We start from the raw sequence: 15,837 nt of genomic DNA, 5'->3' as shown, positions 1-15,837 counted from the left end.
TGTTTAGGGTCAGCGCGACGAATAAGGAATGCCGCCGTGGCCACACTCACTCAAGGTTCGATGAACGTACTGCTGATCAGCTGTGTACTCAGCGCCGGCATCAGTACTCCAAGCTTTGCAGATGATGGCGTGATCGTGACAGGGCGCAACGTACAGGCTCATATGTACGGCCGCGCCGCCTTCGGTAAAGACCCCTACCCCTCCACTGCCAACGCCAATCCCAGCCGGGAAATCATCGGTGCCACTGGCGAGCTCAGTGATAGGGATATCGGCGGCGTCAGCAGCGGCTCAAGCATCGTCCGCGCAGTTCAGACCAACGGCACCTTGACCGGCCTGCATGCCACACAAAGCAGCATGTCCACCCTGGGGGCCGGCTCTGCCGCCGGCCACGGTGCGGGCAGCAGCATGGGCGGGCAGATCAGCGACTCGGTCCAGCGCGGCATGGCGCCGTTGAACAACATCGGCAGCATGCTGGGGGGCAAGTAATGAATCGTTCCCTGCTCGTTCTCGCCCTGTTGGCCAGCGCCCCGGCATTCGCCGACGACACGGCAGTGATCAACAACAGCGGCCAACAATACGAGGGTGTCGTGTCGATCAACCAGGCGGCCGGCAACCAGCAACAAATGTCCAACAGCCGCGCCATCGCGCTCGGCGGCCAGGCCACCAACGTCAACATCCAGCGCCTCGATGGCAGTGTCGACCCGTCCCTGAACGCCAAGGCGGCGATCCAGGGCAGCTCTTTTACCAATGGCAACGGTGTACTGGGCATCAACCAGTCGGCCGGCGCCAATAACCAAACAATCAATGCCGTGCGGATCAGCATCAACCCTGGCCCGCAAAGCATTGATGACAGCGTCCTGTTGCAACAGAACACCACGACGCTGGCAACCGACTCAGGGCTCACCCCCACCACTGGCAGCCGCCTTGTCGTTACAAGCGACCAGGCCTTCACAGGCAGCCGAGGAGTGATTCAGGTGAACCAGAGTGCAGGGGTGGGGAACCGAGTGGCTAACACCCTGGGCATCACTATCAAGTAAACGCTTGGTAGCACTCGTTAGACCGTACCAACACTTAACCAACTAATTAGAAGCAAGGAGAAACACCATGAAACCTCAAATGGCTCTGAAACCACTGGTTTTCGCTCTGGCTGCACTCATGGCTGCTGCTGCTCAAGCAAATGGTGGTGGCTGGCACCCTGCGCCTCAACCAACCGGGGTTGTCGCCTCTGTCGTGACCGATGTACAAAACAGCGTCGGCAATAAGTTTGACGACACCAAGACCGAAAACAATGCCTCTGCCGATGACTCGGTAAACGGCAACAGCGGCAACACCGGTGTTAACGTCCAGTCGGGCAGCGGTAACCAGGCAGACAACTCCGGCGCCATCTCCAGCGCCAAAGGTGACTTTGCAACCGTATTCGCTGTCGTCGATGTCAATCAAAACAGCGGGCTGAACAACTTCGTCAACAAAGGCACCCAAAACAACGCCTCGTTGGATGGCTCGGCTAACGGTAACTCCGGCAACCTGGGTTACAACGGCCAGGCCGGTCAAGGCAACCAGGGTAAAAACAACCTGGCAATCACCACGGCTGATGGCAAAAACATCGCAGCGGCCGCCAACACCGAGCAAAACTCGCTCGCCAACAGCTACCTGAACGCTGCCGCTACCAGCTACGGGTATGGTCATGGCAGCAAAGCCCAATACGTGTCCAACAACTCCAGCCTCGACAACTCGGTTAACCGCAACTCCGGCAACGTAGGTGTGAACCTGCAGTCCGGCTCGGGCAACCAAGGCAGCAACAGCCTGTCGATCGGTCAAGGTTGCAGCGTCTGCGCCAGCGGCGTGCGCTTCTGATCCAACGGGGCCTTGGCAACAAGGCCCTTTTTTATTCCAGTGTCCAGCAGGTCACATGATCATGCGCCTCGCGACCCTCACCCTCCTGATGCTGCTCACCGGCCCGACCTGGGCAGGCACCATGGCGATCTCCGCCCTGCCTGGCGGTACAGTAATCTACAAGAAGGTCGAGAGTATTCGTGAGCGCCGGTTCGCCAACCTGGTGGAACAGAAAACCGATTTCAGCTGCGGTGCTGCGGCACTCGCCACCATCCTGCGCCAGGGTTATTGGCTGGACGTAGACGAAGATCACGTCATCAAAGGCATGCTGGTCAATGCAGACCAGGACCTGGTACGTACCCAGGGGTTTTCCATGCTGGACATGAAGCGCTACCTCGAAAGCATCGGCATGCGTGCCCGGGGCTACAAAATCGCGCCAGAAACACTGGTCACCGTAAAGATCCCCGTGGTGGTCCTGCTGGAAATTCGTGGCTACAAGCACTTCGTGGTGATGCAGCGCGCCGACAAGGACTGGGTCTATATCGGCGACCCTGTACTAGGCCATAAGCGCTATTCGCATGACGACTTCGTCAAGGGCTGGAACGGCATCGTCTTCGCCGTGCTGGGTGAAGGTTATGACAAGGCCAATGCCCTGCTCGACCCGCCCACACCGCTGACCGCCAAAAACCAGATGAATGAATTCAGGCCCGTAGGCGATGCCGAGCTGATGGATTTCGGTTTTATCCAGAGCGACTTCTTCTAAGAAGCGCAATAAGGGGCAGGACGCTCCAGGAGCAGCAGATGAACACTTCCCGTTGGCTGACGGTCTTGTGTCTGGCAGCCTCAATGCCCGCTTATGCTTCGTCGGGGTTCAAACCCATCGAACTCAAGGACTCGGAAATGGCCGACCTGCGCGGCCGTTACGTGATGCCCGGGCGAATCATCAGCTTCGGCATTGTCATGAGCAGCACCTGGACCAATGCCGTGGGTGACAGCATCACCGGCAAGGCCAGTATGCAGGTCGACTCGTCGACCATTACCCCGCAATTCTACGTACAAACCACTGGCTCGACCGGCAACGGCACGAACCCGAACACCGGCACCGGCACGGTAACCGGTGGCGCCGGCCTGGGCAGCGGCCAGGGCGTGACGCAGAGCGTGCGTACCGCCGGCGATGGCAACACCGCTTATAACAATGTGGGCATCACCGTCGAAAACGGTTTTGCACCCTCCAACATCGTGCAATCGGGGCAAGTGCTGGTCGCCGGAGGTACGGTGACCGGTGACAGCGCGGCAGGCCGCGTGAGCGTGTCGGCCAACAACGGTGGCTTGCAGATGGCGATCCAGGCCAACCACAACCAAGGCAACAGCCTGCAGCAGATCGGTGGCGGGAATGTGCTGCAAGGCACGGTCCTGACCGGCAACACTAACTTCGTCAACAACATGACCCAACTCAACGTAGTGATGAACAACAACGGTTTGAACAACGGCGCCTTAAATTGCAACTTGGATCAACTCAAAGCCCTACGCACGCTCGGTTATTGAACTACGCTGACCGTCGACACTTACGCATTAGATAAAGGACGGCTTATTTCATGCATCGATCGTTATCGCTCCGTGCTGTGATCTGTTTAAGTACGCTCTTGCCCGCATCTGTTCTGTATGCAGCGCCAGATAGCGACATCGAAACCCTCAAACAGGAACTTCTGGAACTCAAGCAGCGATACGAAGTGCAGCAAAAAGCCCTGGCCGTCCTGGAGCAGCGTGTGCGTCAGGTCGAAGACCAACCGGCCACCCCGGCTCCCAAACGCCTGGCCAAGTCCCCGGCAGACTTTCAAAAAGCCAAAGGCACCACCGTCGCGGGCACGGGTGCCACAGCAGCATCCGGTGGCGCAGGAGGGGGTGGCGGCAGTTCCTACGGCCAGTCCCTCAAGGATGACTCCGCGCCGGCGCAAAGCGTCAGTAACCTCTATAACGAAGCCAGCGGCTTTTTCGGCAATGGCAAGTTCAGCTTCGAAACCGGCGTCACCTATGCCCGTTACGACGCCCGCCAGTTGACCCTCAACGGGTTCCTGGCGCTGGACTCGATTTTCCTCGGCGATATCAACCTGGACCGAATCAAGTCCGATAACTGGACCCTGGACCTGACCGGGCGCTACAACGTCGATAACCGCTGGCAGTTCGACGTGAACGTGCCGGTGGTGTACCGCGAATCGACTTACCAGTCTGCCGGTGCCGGCAACAACGGTACCGCGACGTCGGAACAGTCGGTCACCCGCGACCCGACCATCGGCGACGTCAACTTCGGCGTAGCCTACAAGTTCCTCGACGAAACCCCCACCCTGCCGGATGCCGTGGTATCGGTGCGGGTCAAGGCCCCTACGGGTAAAGAACCGTTTGGTATCAAGCTGATCAATACACCCGGCAACGACAACCTGTTCGTGCCGGAAAGCCTGCCTACGGGCAATGGGGTCTGGTCGATCACGCCGGGGATCTCCCTGGTCAAGACCTTCGACCCTGCCGTGTTGTTTGGTTCGCTGTCCTACACCCATAACTTCGAAGAATCGTTCGATGACATCAGCGGTGACGTCAACCAGAAAGTCGGCGGCAAGGTCAGCCTGGGCGACAGTTTCCAGTTCGGTGTCGGCGTGGCCTTCGCCCTCAACGAGAAGATGAGTATGTCGTTCTCGGTGTCCGACCTGGTGCAGCGCAAGAGCAGGCTCAAGCCCAACGGCGGCGACTGGCAATCGGTGGTGTCCAGCGATGCCAACGCCGGCTATTTCAACGTGGGGATGACCATTGCGGCGTCGGATAACCTGACGATCGTGCCGAACCTTGCAATCGGCATGACGGATGATGCGCCGGACTTTACGTTCAGCCTGAAATTCCCGTATTACTTCTGATTAACTTGACGCAACATCCATAAGGAAAAGCCCCGCAACGATAAGGGTCGTTGCGGGGCTTTTCGGTTTACCCGCCCTAGCGGATCTGGTGCTTGTGCAACAACCGGTAGAACGTCGGCCGGGAAATGCCCAGCACGCGGGCCGCGACACTCAGGTTGTCGCTGTGCCGGTTAAGCACATCGCACAGCGCCTGGCGTTCGGCGCGGTGCTTGTAGTCTTCCAGTGTAGCCATGGGTGGCGAAATTGCCTGTTCGCCCACCAATCCCAGATCGGCGGCTTCGATCTGACGCCCTTCGGCGAGTACCAGGCCGCGGCGCACGCGGTTGGCCAGTTCGCGCACATTGCCCGGCCAAGGGTGTTGCCCCATGGCCACCAAGGCGTCATCGCTGAAGCTGCGAGGGCGGCGCCCGGTTTCCTGGCTGTAGAAGCGCGAAAAGTGATTGGCCAACATCGCCACATCACCATGGCGATCGCGCAAAGGCGCGGTGACCACCTGCAGCACATTGAGCCGGTAGTACAAGTCTTCACGAAAAGAGCCCTTGGCGACAGCCGCTTCGAGGTCGACGTGGGTGGCCGCCAGCACTCGCACATCGACCGGAATGGGCTGGCTGCCGCCGACCCGCTCGACCTGCTTTTCCTGGAGAAAGCGCAGCAGGTTGGCCTGCAGCTCCATGGGCAAATCGCCGATTTCATCGAGGAACAGAGTGCCGCCATGGGCCGCTTCAATGCGCCCGACCTTGCGCTGATGGGCACCGGTAAACGCGCCCTTCTCATGGCCGAACAGCTCGGATTGGATCAGGTGTTCGGGAATGGCGCCGCAGTTGATCGCGACAAAGGGCTTGGCATGGCGCTGGGACTGGCGGTGCAGGGTCTTGGCCACCAACTCCTTACCGGTGCCGCTGTCGCCACGGATCAACACCGGGGACTCCGTGGGCGCCAGCTTCGACAATAATTTGCGCAGCTCACGAATGGGTCGGCTGTCACCCAGCAGTTCATGCCCTTCATCAACCGGCGTGTGACCCTTGCCGCGCAGGCGCGCCATGCCAAACGCGCGGCCCAGAGTCACCTGCACCCGCGCGACGTCAAATGGCAAGGTATGGAAGTCGAAAAACCACTCGCAGACGAAGTCGCCCACATTTTGCAGGCGCAGCACATCCTGGCTGAGTACGGCGATCCACTCGGTGCCACTGCGGCTGATCAGTTCCTTGACGGCTTCGGGCCGCTCCAGGTGATAGGGCTGCAGGCGCAACAGGCCGACATCGCAGGAGCGCTCTCCCACCGATTGCAGTGCACAGCTGTCCACATCCCACCCCGCCGTACGCAAACCGGGCAGCAAGCCGTGACAGTCGTCACAGGGGTCAACCACGAGCAAACGACGTTGGACGAGGGGCACACCCATGACTGATCCTTGGCGTCAATATTATTAAAGTTATTTAGAAACAATAGTTTGTATTGGCTGTCGATAACCCTAGCAAGATATTGACGCCCGCTTGTATCGTTTTGCTATAAGAGCGGGCAAAAAGCCACTGCTCGGGTTAGAGGGCAGAAAGTTGCGCCATCGCAAAGCTTTCAATCCGCTTTCAAAACAGCCGCTTACATGACGTTAGTCAGGAAAAGTTGAAAATTGTTGCTCTAACATGTGACCCGTACCCCGCCATCGCGCATCAGTACAAGTAACCCGCCGCACGGTCAGCCCAACCGCCGGTACTCACTTGAATGGGCATTTAGAGAGAGACCCACATGAACGCCCCGCTCCGCATCAACGAAGCTCTTTTGATCGCAGACCGTGCTTTCCAGCCCTTTCAATGCGTGGCCTGGCACGATGGCAACGGCGCCCTGAGCCTGAGTGTCATCGACCGCACCAATACCCGTATCGGCAGCAAACAACTGTCGTCGAACACTTATAGCGACCCGGCGCAATTGGAAGACTTGCTGTTGCAAGCCCGCGCCGAGCTCGACAAGGATGGCTACCAGTTGCAGTCCTGGGCCATGCCGAAGTAAATCGCGACCAACTTGCGATCACTGCAAAACAGTGATCGCAAGTTGCGCAATACAACTTAAGACGCTTATCGCGCCGCGAGAATAAACCGTTCGATTGCTTCGGCAGCGCCATCCTCGACATTGCTGCCGGTAACGACACTGGCCTGGCGCTTGACGACCTCTTCCGCCTGCCCCATGGCAATCGACAACCCGGCCACCTGAAACATCGCCGGATCATTGCCCCCGTCACCGATGGCCGCCGTCTGTTCCAGCTGCACCCCAAGGTGCGCCGCCAGCGTCTTCAAAGCCTCGCCCTTGTTGGCCAACATGGCCGTCACATCCAGATAAATCGGCTGCGAACGCGACACTTGGGCCAAGCCCTGGACCTTGGGCTGCAATTGCGCTTCCAACGCCACCAGCAATTGGGCGTTGTTGCTCGCTGCAACGATCTTGTCGATACGATCCAGGTAGGGCTCGAAACTCTCCACCACCACCGGCCCATATCCCAGGCCATGGGCTTCGCGCGGTTCCACCGGCCCTGGCGGGCCGCGGCGCAGCCAGTCACCGTCGGCAAACACCCACGCCTCCACATCCGGCTCGGCCGAGAATAGCGCCAGGGTCACCAGCGCCGCCTCCGCCGGCAGGTGGTGGGCAACCAGGATGCTGCCATCCGGGTTGATCAAGGTGCCGCCGTTGAAGCCCGCCACCGGCATATCGATCCCGAATGTCTCGATCAGATGCAGCATGGCCTTCGGCGGTCGCCCGCTGGCCAGGCTGAAAAACACCCCGGCCTCGCGCAGGGCGCTCACCGCATCGGCGGTGCGCTGGCTCAGGCTGTGATCCGGATGCAGCAAGGTGCCGTCCACGTCGCTGAGGATAAAACGGATGGGATGAATCGCTGCATCACTCATCCTAGCGAGTGCCAGGTGCGGCCATCGCGCGCCAGCAACACATCAGCCGCTGCCGGCCCGTCTTCACCGGCCTTATAGGTCTGGATCCCGTCGTCCTCCTTCCACGCATCCAGAAACGGTTGCACTGCACGCCAGCCGTTCTCGATGTTGTCGGCACGCTGGAACAAGGTCTGGTCACCGGTCATGCAGTCGTAGATCAGGGTTTCGTACCCGGTCGACGGTTGCATCTCGAAGAAGTCCTTGTAGGCAAAACCCAGCTGGATGCTAGCCATGTCGAGCGTTGGCCCGGGCTTTTTCGCCAGCAGGTCGAACCACATGCCTTCATTGGGCTGGATCTGGATTTTCAGGTAGGTGGGCTTGACTTCATCCACCTCGGTGTCGCGGAACTGCGCATAGGGCGCCGGCTTGAAGCAGATCACGATCTCGGTGTCGCGCACGCTCATGCGCTTGCCGGTGCGCAGGTAGAACGGCACCCCGACCCAGCGCCAGTTGTCGATCATCACCTTGAGGGCGACGAAGGTCTCGGTGCTGCTGTCGGGAGCGACGTTGGCTTCTTCGCGGTAGCCGGGCAGTGACTTGCCGGCGATTTCGCCAGCGGTGTATTGCCCGCGCACCGAGTTGGCCCGCGCGTCTTCCAGGGACCACGGGCGTACCGCACCGATGACCTTGGCCTTTTCACCGCGCACCGCATCGGCACCAAAGGCGGCCGGGGGCTCCATGGCCACCATCGCCAGCAGCTGGAACAGGTGGTTGGGCACCATGTCGCGCAGGGTGCCGGTTTTTTCGAAGAAATTGCCCCGCGTCTCCACGCCGACGGTTTCGGCGGCGGTGATTTGCACGTGGTCGATGTAATGGTTGTTCCAGAACGCTTCGAACAGCACGTTGGAGAAACGGCTGATGAGGATGTTCTGCACCGTTTCCTTCCCCAGGTAATGGTCGATGCGATAGATCTGCTTCTCGCTCATCACCTTGAGCAGGCTGGCGTTCAACGCTTCGGCGGTGGCCAGGTCGGAGCCAAAGGGCTTCTCGATCACCACGCGACGGAAACTGTCATCGGTTTCCGTCAGCAGGCCGGCACTGCCCAGGCGCTGCACCACGTCACTGAAGAAGCGCGGTGCAGTGGCCAGGTAGAACACCGCGTTGCCGGTGCCGCTGTCAGCGATCTTCTTGCCGATGTCGGCGTAGGTGCTGTCATCGAGGAAATCGCCCTCGACGTAGCTGATGCCTTTGGCCAGTTGCGCCCACAATGTCGGATCGAGGGCGTTATCCGCATTGCCCTTGATCTTGCTCGCCGCCTCGGTGCGGATAAAGTCCTCGAGTTTCTTGGCGAAGTCGGCATCACTGATGGCGTTGTGATCAACGCCAACGATGCGCAAGCCATCCCCCAGCAAGCCATCACGACGGAGGTTGTACAGCGCCGGCATGAGCAGACGTTTGACCAGGTCGCCATGGGCGCCAAACAGAAACAGGGTGGTGGGTGGAGCAGGTTCGGCCTTGAGTTTCTTGCCGTTGGCGGTCATTTTTTGGAAGTCTCCACGTGGCCGCCAAAGCCAAAGCGCATGGCAGACAGCATCTTGTCACCGTAGGTGCTCTGCTGGCGCGAGCGGAACCGCGCGAACAACGAAGTGGACAATACCGGCACCGGCACGGCTTGTTCCATGGCGGCTTCGATGGTCCAGCGGCCTTCGCCACTGTCGGCCACGGAACCGGAGTAACCGTCCAGCTTGGGGTCGGTGGCCAGGGCGTCGGCGGTCAGGTCCAGCAACCAGGACGAGACCACGCTGCCACGGCGCCAGACTTCGGCGATATCGGCAACGTTGAGATCGAAGCGCTGGTCTTCGGGCAGGTTTTCCGAGTTCTTGGTCTTGAGGATGTCAAAACCTTCGGCAAACGCCTGCATCATTCCGTACTCGATGCCGTTGTGGATCATCTTGACGAAATGCCCGGAGCCCGCTGGGCCGGCGTGGATGTAGCCCTGCTCGGCACGTTTGTCAGCCGCAGCGGAACGGTCCTTGGTGCGCGGGATATTGCCCAGGCCCGGTGCCAGGCTGGCGAAGATCGGGTCGAGGCGCTGCACAGTCTCGGTGTCGCCGCCGATCATCATGCAGTAGCCACGTTCCAGGCCCCAGACGCCGCCGGAGGTACCGACATCGACATAGTGCAGGCCTTTTTGCGCCAGGGCCTTGCCGCGACGCACGTCATCCTTATAGTTGGTGTTGCCGCCGTCGATGATCACGTCACCGTCTTCCAGCAGCTCACTGAGTTCATTGATGGTGTTTTCGGTGGGGTCGCCTGCCGGCAACATCACCCAGACAGCACGCGGTTTCTGCAGCCCGGCCACCAGGGCCTTCAGGTCGGCAACGCCGGTGGCGCCCTCTTCGCTCAAACCTTGGACAAATGCTTCGTTACGGTCGTAAACAACGGTGGTATGCCCATTGAGCATCAGGCGCCGTGCAATATTCCCGCCCATGCGGCCTAGTCCGATAATCCCCAGTTGCATGTGCTGATGCTCCTAACTGCTAAAAAATGTGTGACATAGTTTATAGCGCAATGAGGCTAATGAGGGTTAGTCCAGGGCAGAACCGTGTAGTTTCATGGGAAAAAATTGCCATCGTTTCACCATCACACCCCCGAAAGTCACACGACCACCAAAAATAAAAAAGTTCCATTGAAGTGAAAAAGAATTCAGAATTGCTTCCGACTGTTGCCGAGAACCTCGACTCAAGCGTTCTGGCACACCGCGACACACCGGCTATTTGCGAGGTAAGCAATGAGCACAGCACAGATGACCCGTCCTCCACAGACCCTCTACGTCACTATCCGTCGTGATGAGTTGCGCCAGCTGAAAGACGAACACGAACAGCTGCAGCAGGAAGTCATGCGCCTGCGTGCTCATATCATTCAAGCCCAGCTTGATCAGCCTTCCGGTGTGCAGCCTGCGCTCTGCTGAGCCCGTCATAACTTTGTAAGATAACGGCTACATAAATCTCACAAAGTTTTCACACGCCCTTCCCGATACTCCCGCCCCCAAGGGCCACCCCATGCAAGGGTGGCCTCTGTTGCGCGCAGCCCTGCGCGCCAACTGAAAAATTACCGGGTTGGAGCACTGGATGGCGATGTTCGAACGCAGCACCAAGTCTGCGAAAGGCTTTGATTGGGCCGGCCTTGGCTGGTTATTCCTGTTTTTCTGGTACTTCTCCGGCATTACCCAACTGCTGATCCAACTCAGCGGCACTTCCGGCTTCAGTGGTTTTCGCCAAGCCTTCTTCATGAGCGCGATATGGCTCGCGCCGCTGCTGGTATTCCCCCGGCGTACGCGCTTGCTTGCCGCCCTGATCGGTGTGGTGCTGTGGGCCTGTTCCATGGCCAGCCTGGGTTATTTCTTCATCTACCAGCAGGAATTTTCCCAAAGCGTCATCTTCATCATGTTCGAGTCGAACATCTCTGAAGCCGGCGAGTACGCCACCCAATACTTCGCCTGGTGGATCGTGCTGGCGTTCATTGCCCACACCGCCGTGGCTATTTTCCTGTGGACCCGGGTACGCCCGGTGTATTTGCCGCGCGGCCAGGCCCTGGTGGCGGCAACGGCGATCCTGGTGGCCATTATCGGTTACCCGCTGGTCAAGCAGATTGCCCGCAGCGACACCCTGGACGACGCCATCGACCGCTTCGAATCGCGCATCGAACCGGCTGTGCCCTGGCAGATGATCGTTGCCTACCGCCGCTACACCGAACAGCTGGACAACATGCAAGGCATGCTCGACAGCGCCAGCCAGATCCCACCCTTGACCAACCTCAAGGACACCATGGCCGGCCAGCCTTCGACCCTGGTGCTGGTGATCGGTGAGTCCACCAACCGTCAGCGCATGAGCCTCTACGGCTATCCGCGCAACACCACGCCGGAGCTGGACAAGCTGCGCGACCAACTGGCGGTGTTCGACAACGTCATCACCCCGCGCCCCTATACCATCGAAGCCCTGCAACAGGTACTGACGTTCGCCGACGAGGAGAACCCCGATCTTTACCTCAAGACACCGTCGATCGTCAGCGTGATGAAACAAGCCGGGTACAAGACCTACTGGATTACCAACCAGCAGACCATGACCAAGCGCAACACCATGCTCACGACCTTTTCCGAACAGGCCGACGAACAGGTGTACCTGAACAACAACCGCAACCAGAACGCACGCCAATACGACGGCGACGTCCTTGCACCGTTCTCCAAGGCCCTGGCCGATCCGGCCGAGCGCAAGTTCATCGTGGTGCACCTGCTCGGTACCCACATGAGCTACCAGTACCGCTACCCGCCGACCTTCGACAAATTCACCGACCGCCAGGGTGTACCTGCCGGGATCAGTGACGATCAACTGCCCACCTACAACAGCTACGACAATGCGGTGCTGTACAACGATTTCGTGGTGTCTAGCCTGATCAAGGACTACGCCAAGACCGATCCCAACGGCTTCCTGCTATACCTGTCTGACCACGGTGAAGATGTATTCGACTCGGCTGGCCACGCCACCCTGGGACGTAACGAAGGCAAGCCGACGGCGCCGATGTACACCATTCCGTTCATGGCCTATGCCTCGCCGAAATGGCGCGAAACCCACGACTGGAAGTTTGCAGGCGACTTGCAACGCCCTTACAGCAGCTCGCAATTGATCCATACCTGGGCCGACCTCGCCGGGCTGAGTTTCAACGAACTGGACCGCAGCAAGAGCGTCGTGAGCGACAGCTTCACGTCGCGCCCGCTGATGATCGGCAACCCCTACATGCGCCCGCAAAAGGCCTTGATTGACTTCAGCCTGATCAAGCCAAAAAAGGTTAATCCGGCCGATGTGGTCCTTCAGTAAAAATAGGCTTTGCACCAGATAGATAACAATCATTCTCGTTTAAGCCTAAAGTTTCCCCGCTCCTTTCGTCTTTGAGCCAAGGCCTTCCCTTTCCGGGGTGGCCACAAAGACGACAAGGAGTCTTCCGCGATGTTCGCGCCTTTTACCCGTTCCATGACCCTCACACTCGGCCTGTGCGGCGCCGCGTTAAGCCCGGACCTGCTGGCTGAAACCGACCCCGAACATGCCCCGCTCGAACTTGGCGCGACCAACATCTCTGCCGAAGGCCTGGGTGCCACCACCGAACACACCGGCGCCTACACCACGGGCTCGATGAGTACCGCCACCCGCCTGAACCTGTCGGTCAAGGAAACCCCACAATCGATCTCGGTGATCACTCGCCAGCAGATGGATGACTTCAATCTCAATACATTGACCGACGTGCTGCGCCAGACCACCGGGATCAACGTCCAGCATAACGACTCCGACCGCGTGTCCTATTCCTCCCGCGGCTACGGCATCACCAACTTCCAGATTGACGGGATGCTCAATACCTTCGGCTACATGAAGTCCGACGCCGACACCATCATCTATGACCACATCGAGGTGGTACGCGGTGCCACGGGATTGACCACCGGCGCCGGCGACCCCTCGGCCACCATCAATATGGTGCGCAAGCGCCCGACTGCCCAATGGCAGGCGAAAACCGGCGTCAGCGCCGGCAGCCATGACAACTACTACAGCTACCTGGACGTGGGCGGCCCGCTGGCGTTGGACGGCAAGCTGCGCGGGCGCACAGTGCTGGCCTACCGAGACAGCCAATCGTTCCGCGACAACTATGGCCTGCAGCGGGCGGTCGGCTACGGCATTCTGGAAGGTGATCTTTCAGACGATACCGTGCTGGCCGTAGGTTTCGATTACCAGAACAAGCAGGTCCAAGGCACCTCATGGGGCACCGTGCCGTATTGGAACAGCCAGGGCGGCAAGGCCGGGCTGTCGCGCTCCACCAATATGGCGGCGCACTGGAGTTCCTGGCCGCTGACGGACAAGACCACCTTCGCGACCCTCGACCATAGGCTGGGCGGCGACTGGCACGTGAAGGCCGCCTACACCCATCGCCAGAGCGACACGGATGGCAAGGTGTACTACGGCGGCGCGGGCTTCCCCAACGATGATCGCAGCGGCATGACCGCCTGGGCGAGCCATATGCGCGGCACCTCCAGAATGGAAGCCGTCGACCTCAACCTCGCCGGCAGCTATGCGCTGCTGGGCCGCGAACATGCATTGATGATGGGCTATGGCGAGGCCACGCAGCGGGATGTCTCCCCCGTGATGCGCAGCAACATACCTGCCGGCTACTACACCATCGAAGACTGGAAATACATGGGCGGGATCGCCAAGTTCGGCGACACCGTCACCGACCTCAAGGGCGAACACAGCAGCAAGCAACAAAAGGCCGGCTACCTGGCCACGCGCCTGAGCCTTACCGAGCGCTTGCATGCGGTGCTGGGCAGCCGCTATGGCAGTTGGGAACTGAAAAGCGCGGCCCCACAATACGATGCCAACGACCAGCTTACTGCAGCCGGCAAAACCAGCCAGACCCACAATGATATGTGGACGCCCTACGCCGGCCTACTCTACGACCTGACGCCGGAGTACACCGTCTACGCGAGCTACACCGACATCTTCAAGCCACAAAGCCTCAAGGATGCCAGCAAGAAGTACCTGGAACCCGTGGTGGGCAGCAACTATGAGGTCGGCCTTAAAGGGAGCGTACTGGGCGAACGCTTGAACCTGGCGGCAGCGTACTTCTGGAGCACCCAGGACAACGTCGCAGAGCGGGACGACTCGGTAGCGCGGAACCCGACCACAGGCGAGGAGTACTACAAGTCCGGCGGCAAAGGTAACAAGGTCAACGGCTTCGAATTGGAAGCTGCCGGGGAAATCATGCCCGATTGGAACCTGACGGCCGGCTACACCTACACCCATTCGGTCAACGGCTCAGGCAAACGCAACAACACCGGGCAGCCGCTGAACCTGCTGAAGGTCTCCAGCGCCTACCGATTGCCGGGTGCGTGGCGCAACCTCACGGTCGGCGGCGCGGTGAACTGGCAGAGCGACATTTACGATTGGAGCGATCGACCCACAGTGGCTCTCGTCGGCAACACACGAGTGACCGAACGGGCGAAGATCACGCAACAGGCCTACACCGTGGTCAACCTGATGTCCCGCTATCAATTCGACGAGCATCTTTCGGCGTCGCTTAACATTAATAATCTATTTGATAAAAAATATTACGAACGCGTCGGCTTTTATAACGGCGTGTATTGGGGTGACCCACGGGCCGTCACGCTTGCGCTGGACTGGAGACTATAAACAGCGTCTGCAAAGTTAACGAAATCGTTAACTTTCGATCAGCGTCATGTTAACTCCCACTTAATAAGATATCGCCATAGTCGCTCCATGATTCTGATCAAGGAGCGACCGGATACCGATCATTCTTAATGGGAACACTGCGATGAAACTTGCTACCTTGATGCTTGCCAGCCTGATGACCCTGACCTCCGCTGCCGCGTTTGCAGAAGGCGGCTCGGAGCGTTCGAAGCAGTTCTACAAAGATTTCACCTTCACGCAGCAGACACTTCACGGCACGACTGAACAAACGGCGTCCGCCGACGGCAAGACACCGAAAACCAATACTGCCGAACAGGAACAACCCAAGAGTTAATTTAATCTTTGGCTAATCCGCACTACCCGGGGCCACTCCGCTCCGTTGGCAAACGGTTTATTGGGCGCCCTCTAAAGGCGCCCTTTTTTTTCGCCCGCTATTTATTAAAGCGGTTTGTTCCAGAACAACATGCGCCCATGGGCCGGATCAAACTTCGAGTCATCAAAACCAAACTTTCGATACGCCGACTGGGCGACGGCATTACCTTCCAGCACCTCCAGGGTGATCTTGCAGCAACCACGCTGGCGGGCAATTTCCTCGACCTTCAGCAGCATTTTCTGGCTCAGCCCCAAGCCGCGAAACTCATTCATCACCACCACGTCGTGAACGTTGACCAAAGGTCGGCTTGCAAAGGTGGAGAACCCCTCAAAGCAATTCACCAGACCGGCCGGCTCACCGCCGACAAACGCCAATACACTGAAGGCATGGGGGCGCTTGGCCAGCTCGGCCGGCAGTTGCTCCAGTAGATCGGCGGGCAGGCTGTGGCCGCCACCCATCGGGTCTTCTGCGTAATGGTTAAGCACGCGGCGAATGGCTTCGGCATGCACAGGATTGGTGTAGCTGGCTTGCAGCACCAGGATATCTGGGGTGTCCATTTCCGTCCTCGATCACGACTACAAGGGAATCTGCTCCCTTTTGAGGGGCACGAT

16 protein-coding genes are annotated in these 15,837 nt (G+C 59.2%); 11 read left to right on the top strand and 5 right to left on the bottom strand.

Annotated elements, in window-relative coordinates:
- Nucleotides 1-36: 36 nt before the first annotated feature.
- From HCF10_RS10715 to HCF10_RS10690, 6 genes are all read left to right on the top strand, one after another.
- Nucleotides 37-486, top strand: a complete 450-nt coding sequence (locus tag HCF10_RS10715; RefSeq protein ID WP_167655477.1) for a hypothetical protein — start codon at nt 37-39, stop codon at nt 484-486.
- Nucleotides 486-1,037: an adhesin gene (locus tag HCF10_RS10710; protein ID WP_167655476.1), complete on the top strand. Its 552-nt coding sequence runs from the start codon at nt 486-488 to the stop codon at nt 1,035-1,037. The genes HCF10_RS10715 and HCF10_RS10710 overlap by 1 nt, the downstream gene beginning before the upstream one ends.
- A gap of 67 nt (nt 1,038-1,104) precedes the next feature.
- On the top strand, nt 1,105-1,854 hold the full coding sequence (locus tag HCF10_RS10705) for a hypothetical protein (RefSeq protein ID WP_131696605.1): 750 nt from the start codon (nt 1,105-1,107) through the stop codon (nt 1,852-1,854).
- 61 nt (nt 1,855-1,915) lie between these two features.
- The gene (locus tag HCF10_RS10700; protein WP_131696606.1) at nt 1,916-2,596 is read left to right on the top strand and encodes a C39 family peptidase; all 681 of its coding nucleotides are present in this window, start codon (nt 1,916-1,918) and stop codon (nt 2,594-2,596) included.
- Between the two features lie 38 nt (nt 2,597-2,634).
- Complete coding sequence (locus HCF10_RS10695; RefSeq protein ID WP_053135060.1) at nt 2,635-3,378, top strand: hypothetical protein; 744 nt, start codon at nt 2,635-2,637, stop codon at nt 3,376-3,378.
- A 50-nt stretch (nt 3,379-3,428) separates the two neighbouring features.
- A complete protein-coding gene (locus HCF10_RS10690; protein ID WP_167655475.1) occupies nt 3,429-4,736 on the top strand; it encodes a transporter in 1,308 nt (435 codons plus the stop codon).
- A gap of 76 nt (nt 4,737-4,812) precedes the next feature.
- On the opposite strand, the gene HCF10_RS10685 is transcribed toward HCF10_RS10690, so the two are convergent.
- Nucleotides 4,813-6,135: a sigma-54 dependent transcriptional regulator gene (locus HCF10_RS10685; RefSeq protein ID WP_167655474.1), complete on the bottom strand. Its 1,323-nt coding sequence runs from the start codon at nt 6,133-6,135 to the stop codon at nt 4,813-4,815.
- Between the two features lie 341 nt (nt 6,136-6,476).
- Between HCF10_RS10685 and HCF10_RS10680 the strand changes: the two genes are divergently transcribed.
- A complete protein-coding gene (locus tag HCF10_RS10680) occupies nt 6,477-6,737 on the top strand; it encodes a hypothetical protein (protein WP_032887053.1) in 261 nt (86 codons plus the stop codon).
- A 65-nt stretch (nt 6,738-6,802) separates the two neighbouring features.
- Here the strand turns inward: HCF10_RS10680 and HCF10_RS10675 are convergent, their stop codons facing one another.
- The 3 genes from HCF10_RS10675 to gnd are packed head-to-tail and all read right to left on the bottom strand — an operon-like array spanning nt 6,803 to nt 10,127.
- On the bottom strand, nt 6,803-7,627 hold the full coding sequence (locus HCF10_RS10675; protein ID WP_145337287.1) for an HAD family hydrolase: 825 nt from the start codon (nt 7,625-7,627) through the stop codon (nt 6,803-6,805).
- Entirely contained in the window at nt 7,624-9,147 is a 1,524-nt protein-coding gene (gene zwf / locus HCF10_RS10670) for a glucose-6-phosphate dehydrogenase (RefSeq protein WP_131696611.1), read from the bottom strand. Before zwf ends, HCF10_RS10675 begins: the two co-directional genes overlap by 4 nt.
- Nucleotides 9,144-10,127 carry a phosphogluconate dehydrogenase (NAD(+)-dependent, decarboxylating) gene (gene gnd, locus HCF10_RS10665; protein ID WP_167655473.1) on the bottom strand — a complete coding sequence of 328 codons (984 nt, stop codon included), beginning with the start codon at nt 10,125-10,127 and terminating at the stop codon, nt 9,144-9,146. The genes zwf and gnd overlap by 4 nt, the downstream gene beginning before the upstream one ends.
- A 270-nt stretch (nt 10,128-10,397) precedes the next feature.
- Between gnd and HCF10_RS10660 the strand changes: the two genes are divergently transcribed.
- The 4 genes from HCF10_RS10660 (at nt 10,398) to HCF10_RS10645 (ending at nt 15,187) form a co-directional block, all read left to right on the top strand.
- The gene (locus tag HCF10_RS10660) at nt 10,398-10,577 is read left to right on the top strand and encodes a DUF6026 family protein (RefSeq protein ID WP_272954107.1); all 180 of its coding nucleotides are present in this window, start codon (nt 10,398-10,400) and stop codon (nt 10,575-10,577) included.
- Nucleotides 10,578-10,737: 160 nt separating this feature from the next.
- Nucleotides 10,738-12,480 carry a phosphoethanolamine transferase CptA gene (locus HCF10_RS10655; RefSeq protein WP_167655471.1) on the top strand — a complete coding sequence of 581 codons (1,743 nt, stop codon included), beginning with the start codon at nt 10,738-10,740 and terminating at the stop codon, nt 12,478-12,480.
- A gap of 129 nt (nt 12,481-12,609) precedes the next feature.
- Nucleotides 12,610-14,835 (top strand): TonB-dependent siderophore receptor, encoded by a 2,226-nt coding sequence (locus HCF10_RS10650; protein ID WP_167655470.1) that lies wholly within the window; start codon nt 12,610-12,612, stop codon nt 14,833-14,835.
- A gap of 142 nt (nt 14,836-14,977) precedes the next feature.
- Nucleotides 14,978-15,187, top strand: coding sequence for a hypothetical protein (locus HCF10_RS10645; protein WP_131696615.1), 210 nt, complete (start codon nt 14,978-14,980; stop codon nt 15,185-15,187).
- Between the two features lie 104 nt (nt 15,188-15,291).
- Here HCF10_RS10645 and HCF10_RS10640 read toward each other — a convergent pair whose 3' ends face one another.
- Complete coding sequence (locus tag HCF10_RS10640) at nt 15,292-15,783, bottom strand: GNAT family N-acetyltransferase (RefSeq protein ID WP_131696616.1); 492 nt, start codon at nt 15,781-15,783, stop codon at nt 15,292-15,294.
- Nucleotides 15,784-15,837: the final 54 nt, after the last annotated feature.

Source organism: Pseudomonas sp. B14(2022) (assembly GCF_012030485.1).
Lineage (GTDB): Bacteria > Pseudomonadota > Gammaproteobacteria > Pseudomonadales > Pseudomonadaceae > Aquipseudomonas.
This window is presented reverse-complemented; position numbering and strand designations above follow the sequence as displayed.

Excerpts from the sequence above, each read along its gene's own strand:
- HCF10_RS10710 (WP_167655476.1), top strand. The coding sequence starts at position 486 with ATGAATCGTTCCCTGCTCGTTCTCGCCCTGTTGGCCAGCGCCCCGGCA.
- HCF10_RS10705 (WP_131696605.1), top strand. The coding sequence starts at position 1,105 with ATGAAACCTCAAATGGCTCTGAAACCACTGGTTTTCGCTCTGGCTGCA.
- HCF10_RS10700 (WP_131696606.1), top strand. The coding sequence starts at position 1,916 with ATGCGCCTCGCGACCCTCACCCTCCTGATGCTGCTCACCGGCCCGACC.
- HCF10_RS10695 (WP_053135060.1), top strand. The coding sequence starts at position 2,635 with ATGAACACTTCCCGTTGGCTGACGGTCTTGTGTCTGGCAGCCTCAATG.
- HCF10_RS10690 (WP_167655475.1), top strand. The coding sequence starts at position 3,429 with ATGCATCGATCGTTATCGCTCCGTGCTGTGATCTGTTTAAGTACGCTC.
- HCF10_RS10685 (WP_167655474.1), bottom strand. The coding sequence starts at position 6,135 with ATGGGTGTGCCCCTCGTCCAACGTCGTTTGCTCGTGGTTGACCCCTGT.
- HCF10_RS10680 (WP_032887053.1), top strand. The coding sequence starts at position 6,477 with ATGAACGCCCCGCTCCGCATCAACGAAGCTCTTTTGATCGCAGACCGT.
- HCF10_RS10675 (WP_145337287.1), bottom strand. The coding sequence starts at position 7,627 with ATGAGTGATGCAGCGATTCATCCCATCCGTTTTATCCTCAGCGACGTG.
- zwf (WP_131696611.1), bottom strand. The coding sequence starts at position 9,147 with ATGACCGCCAACGGCAAGAAACTCAAGGCCGAACCTGCTCCACCCACC.
- gnd (WP_167655473.1), bottom strand. The coding sequence starts at position 10,127 with ATGCAACTGGGGATTATCGGACTAGGCCGCATGGGCGGGAATATTGCA.
- HCF10_RS10660 (WP_272954107.1), top strand. The coding sequence starts at position 10,398 with ATGAGCACAGCACAGATGACCCGTCCTCCACAGACCCTCTACGTCACT.
- HCF10_RS10655 (WP_167655471.1), top strand. The coding sequence starts at position 10,738 with ATGGCGATGTTCGAACGCAGCACCAAGTCTGCGAAAGGCTTTGATTGG.
- HCF10_RS10650 (WP_167655470.1), top strand. The coding sequence starts at position 12,610 with ATGTTCGCGCCTTTTACCCGTTCCATGACCCTCACACTCGGCCTGTGC.
- HCF10_RS10645 (WP_131696615.1), top strand. The coding sequence starts at position 14,978 with ATGAAACTTGCTACCTTGATGCTTGCCAGCCTGATGACCCTGACCTCC.
- HCF10_RS10640 (WP_131696616.1), bottom strand. The coding sequence starts at position 15,783 with ATGGACACCCCAGATATCCTGGTGCTGCAAGCCAGCTACACCAATCCT.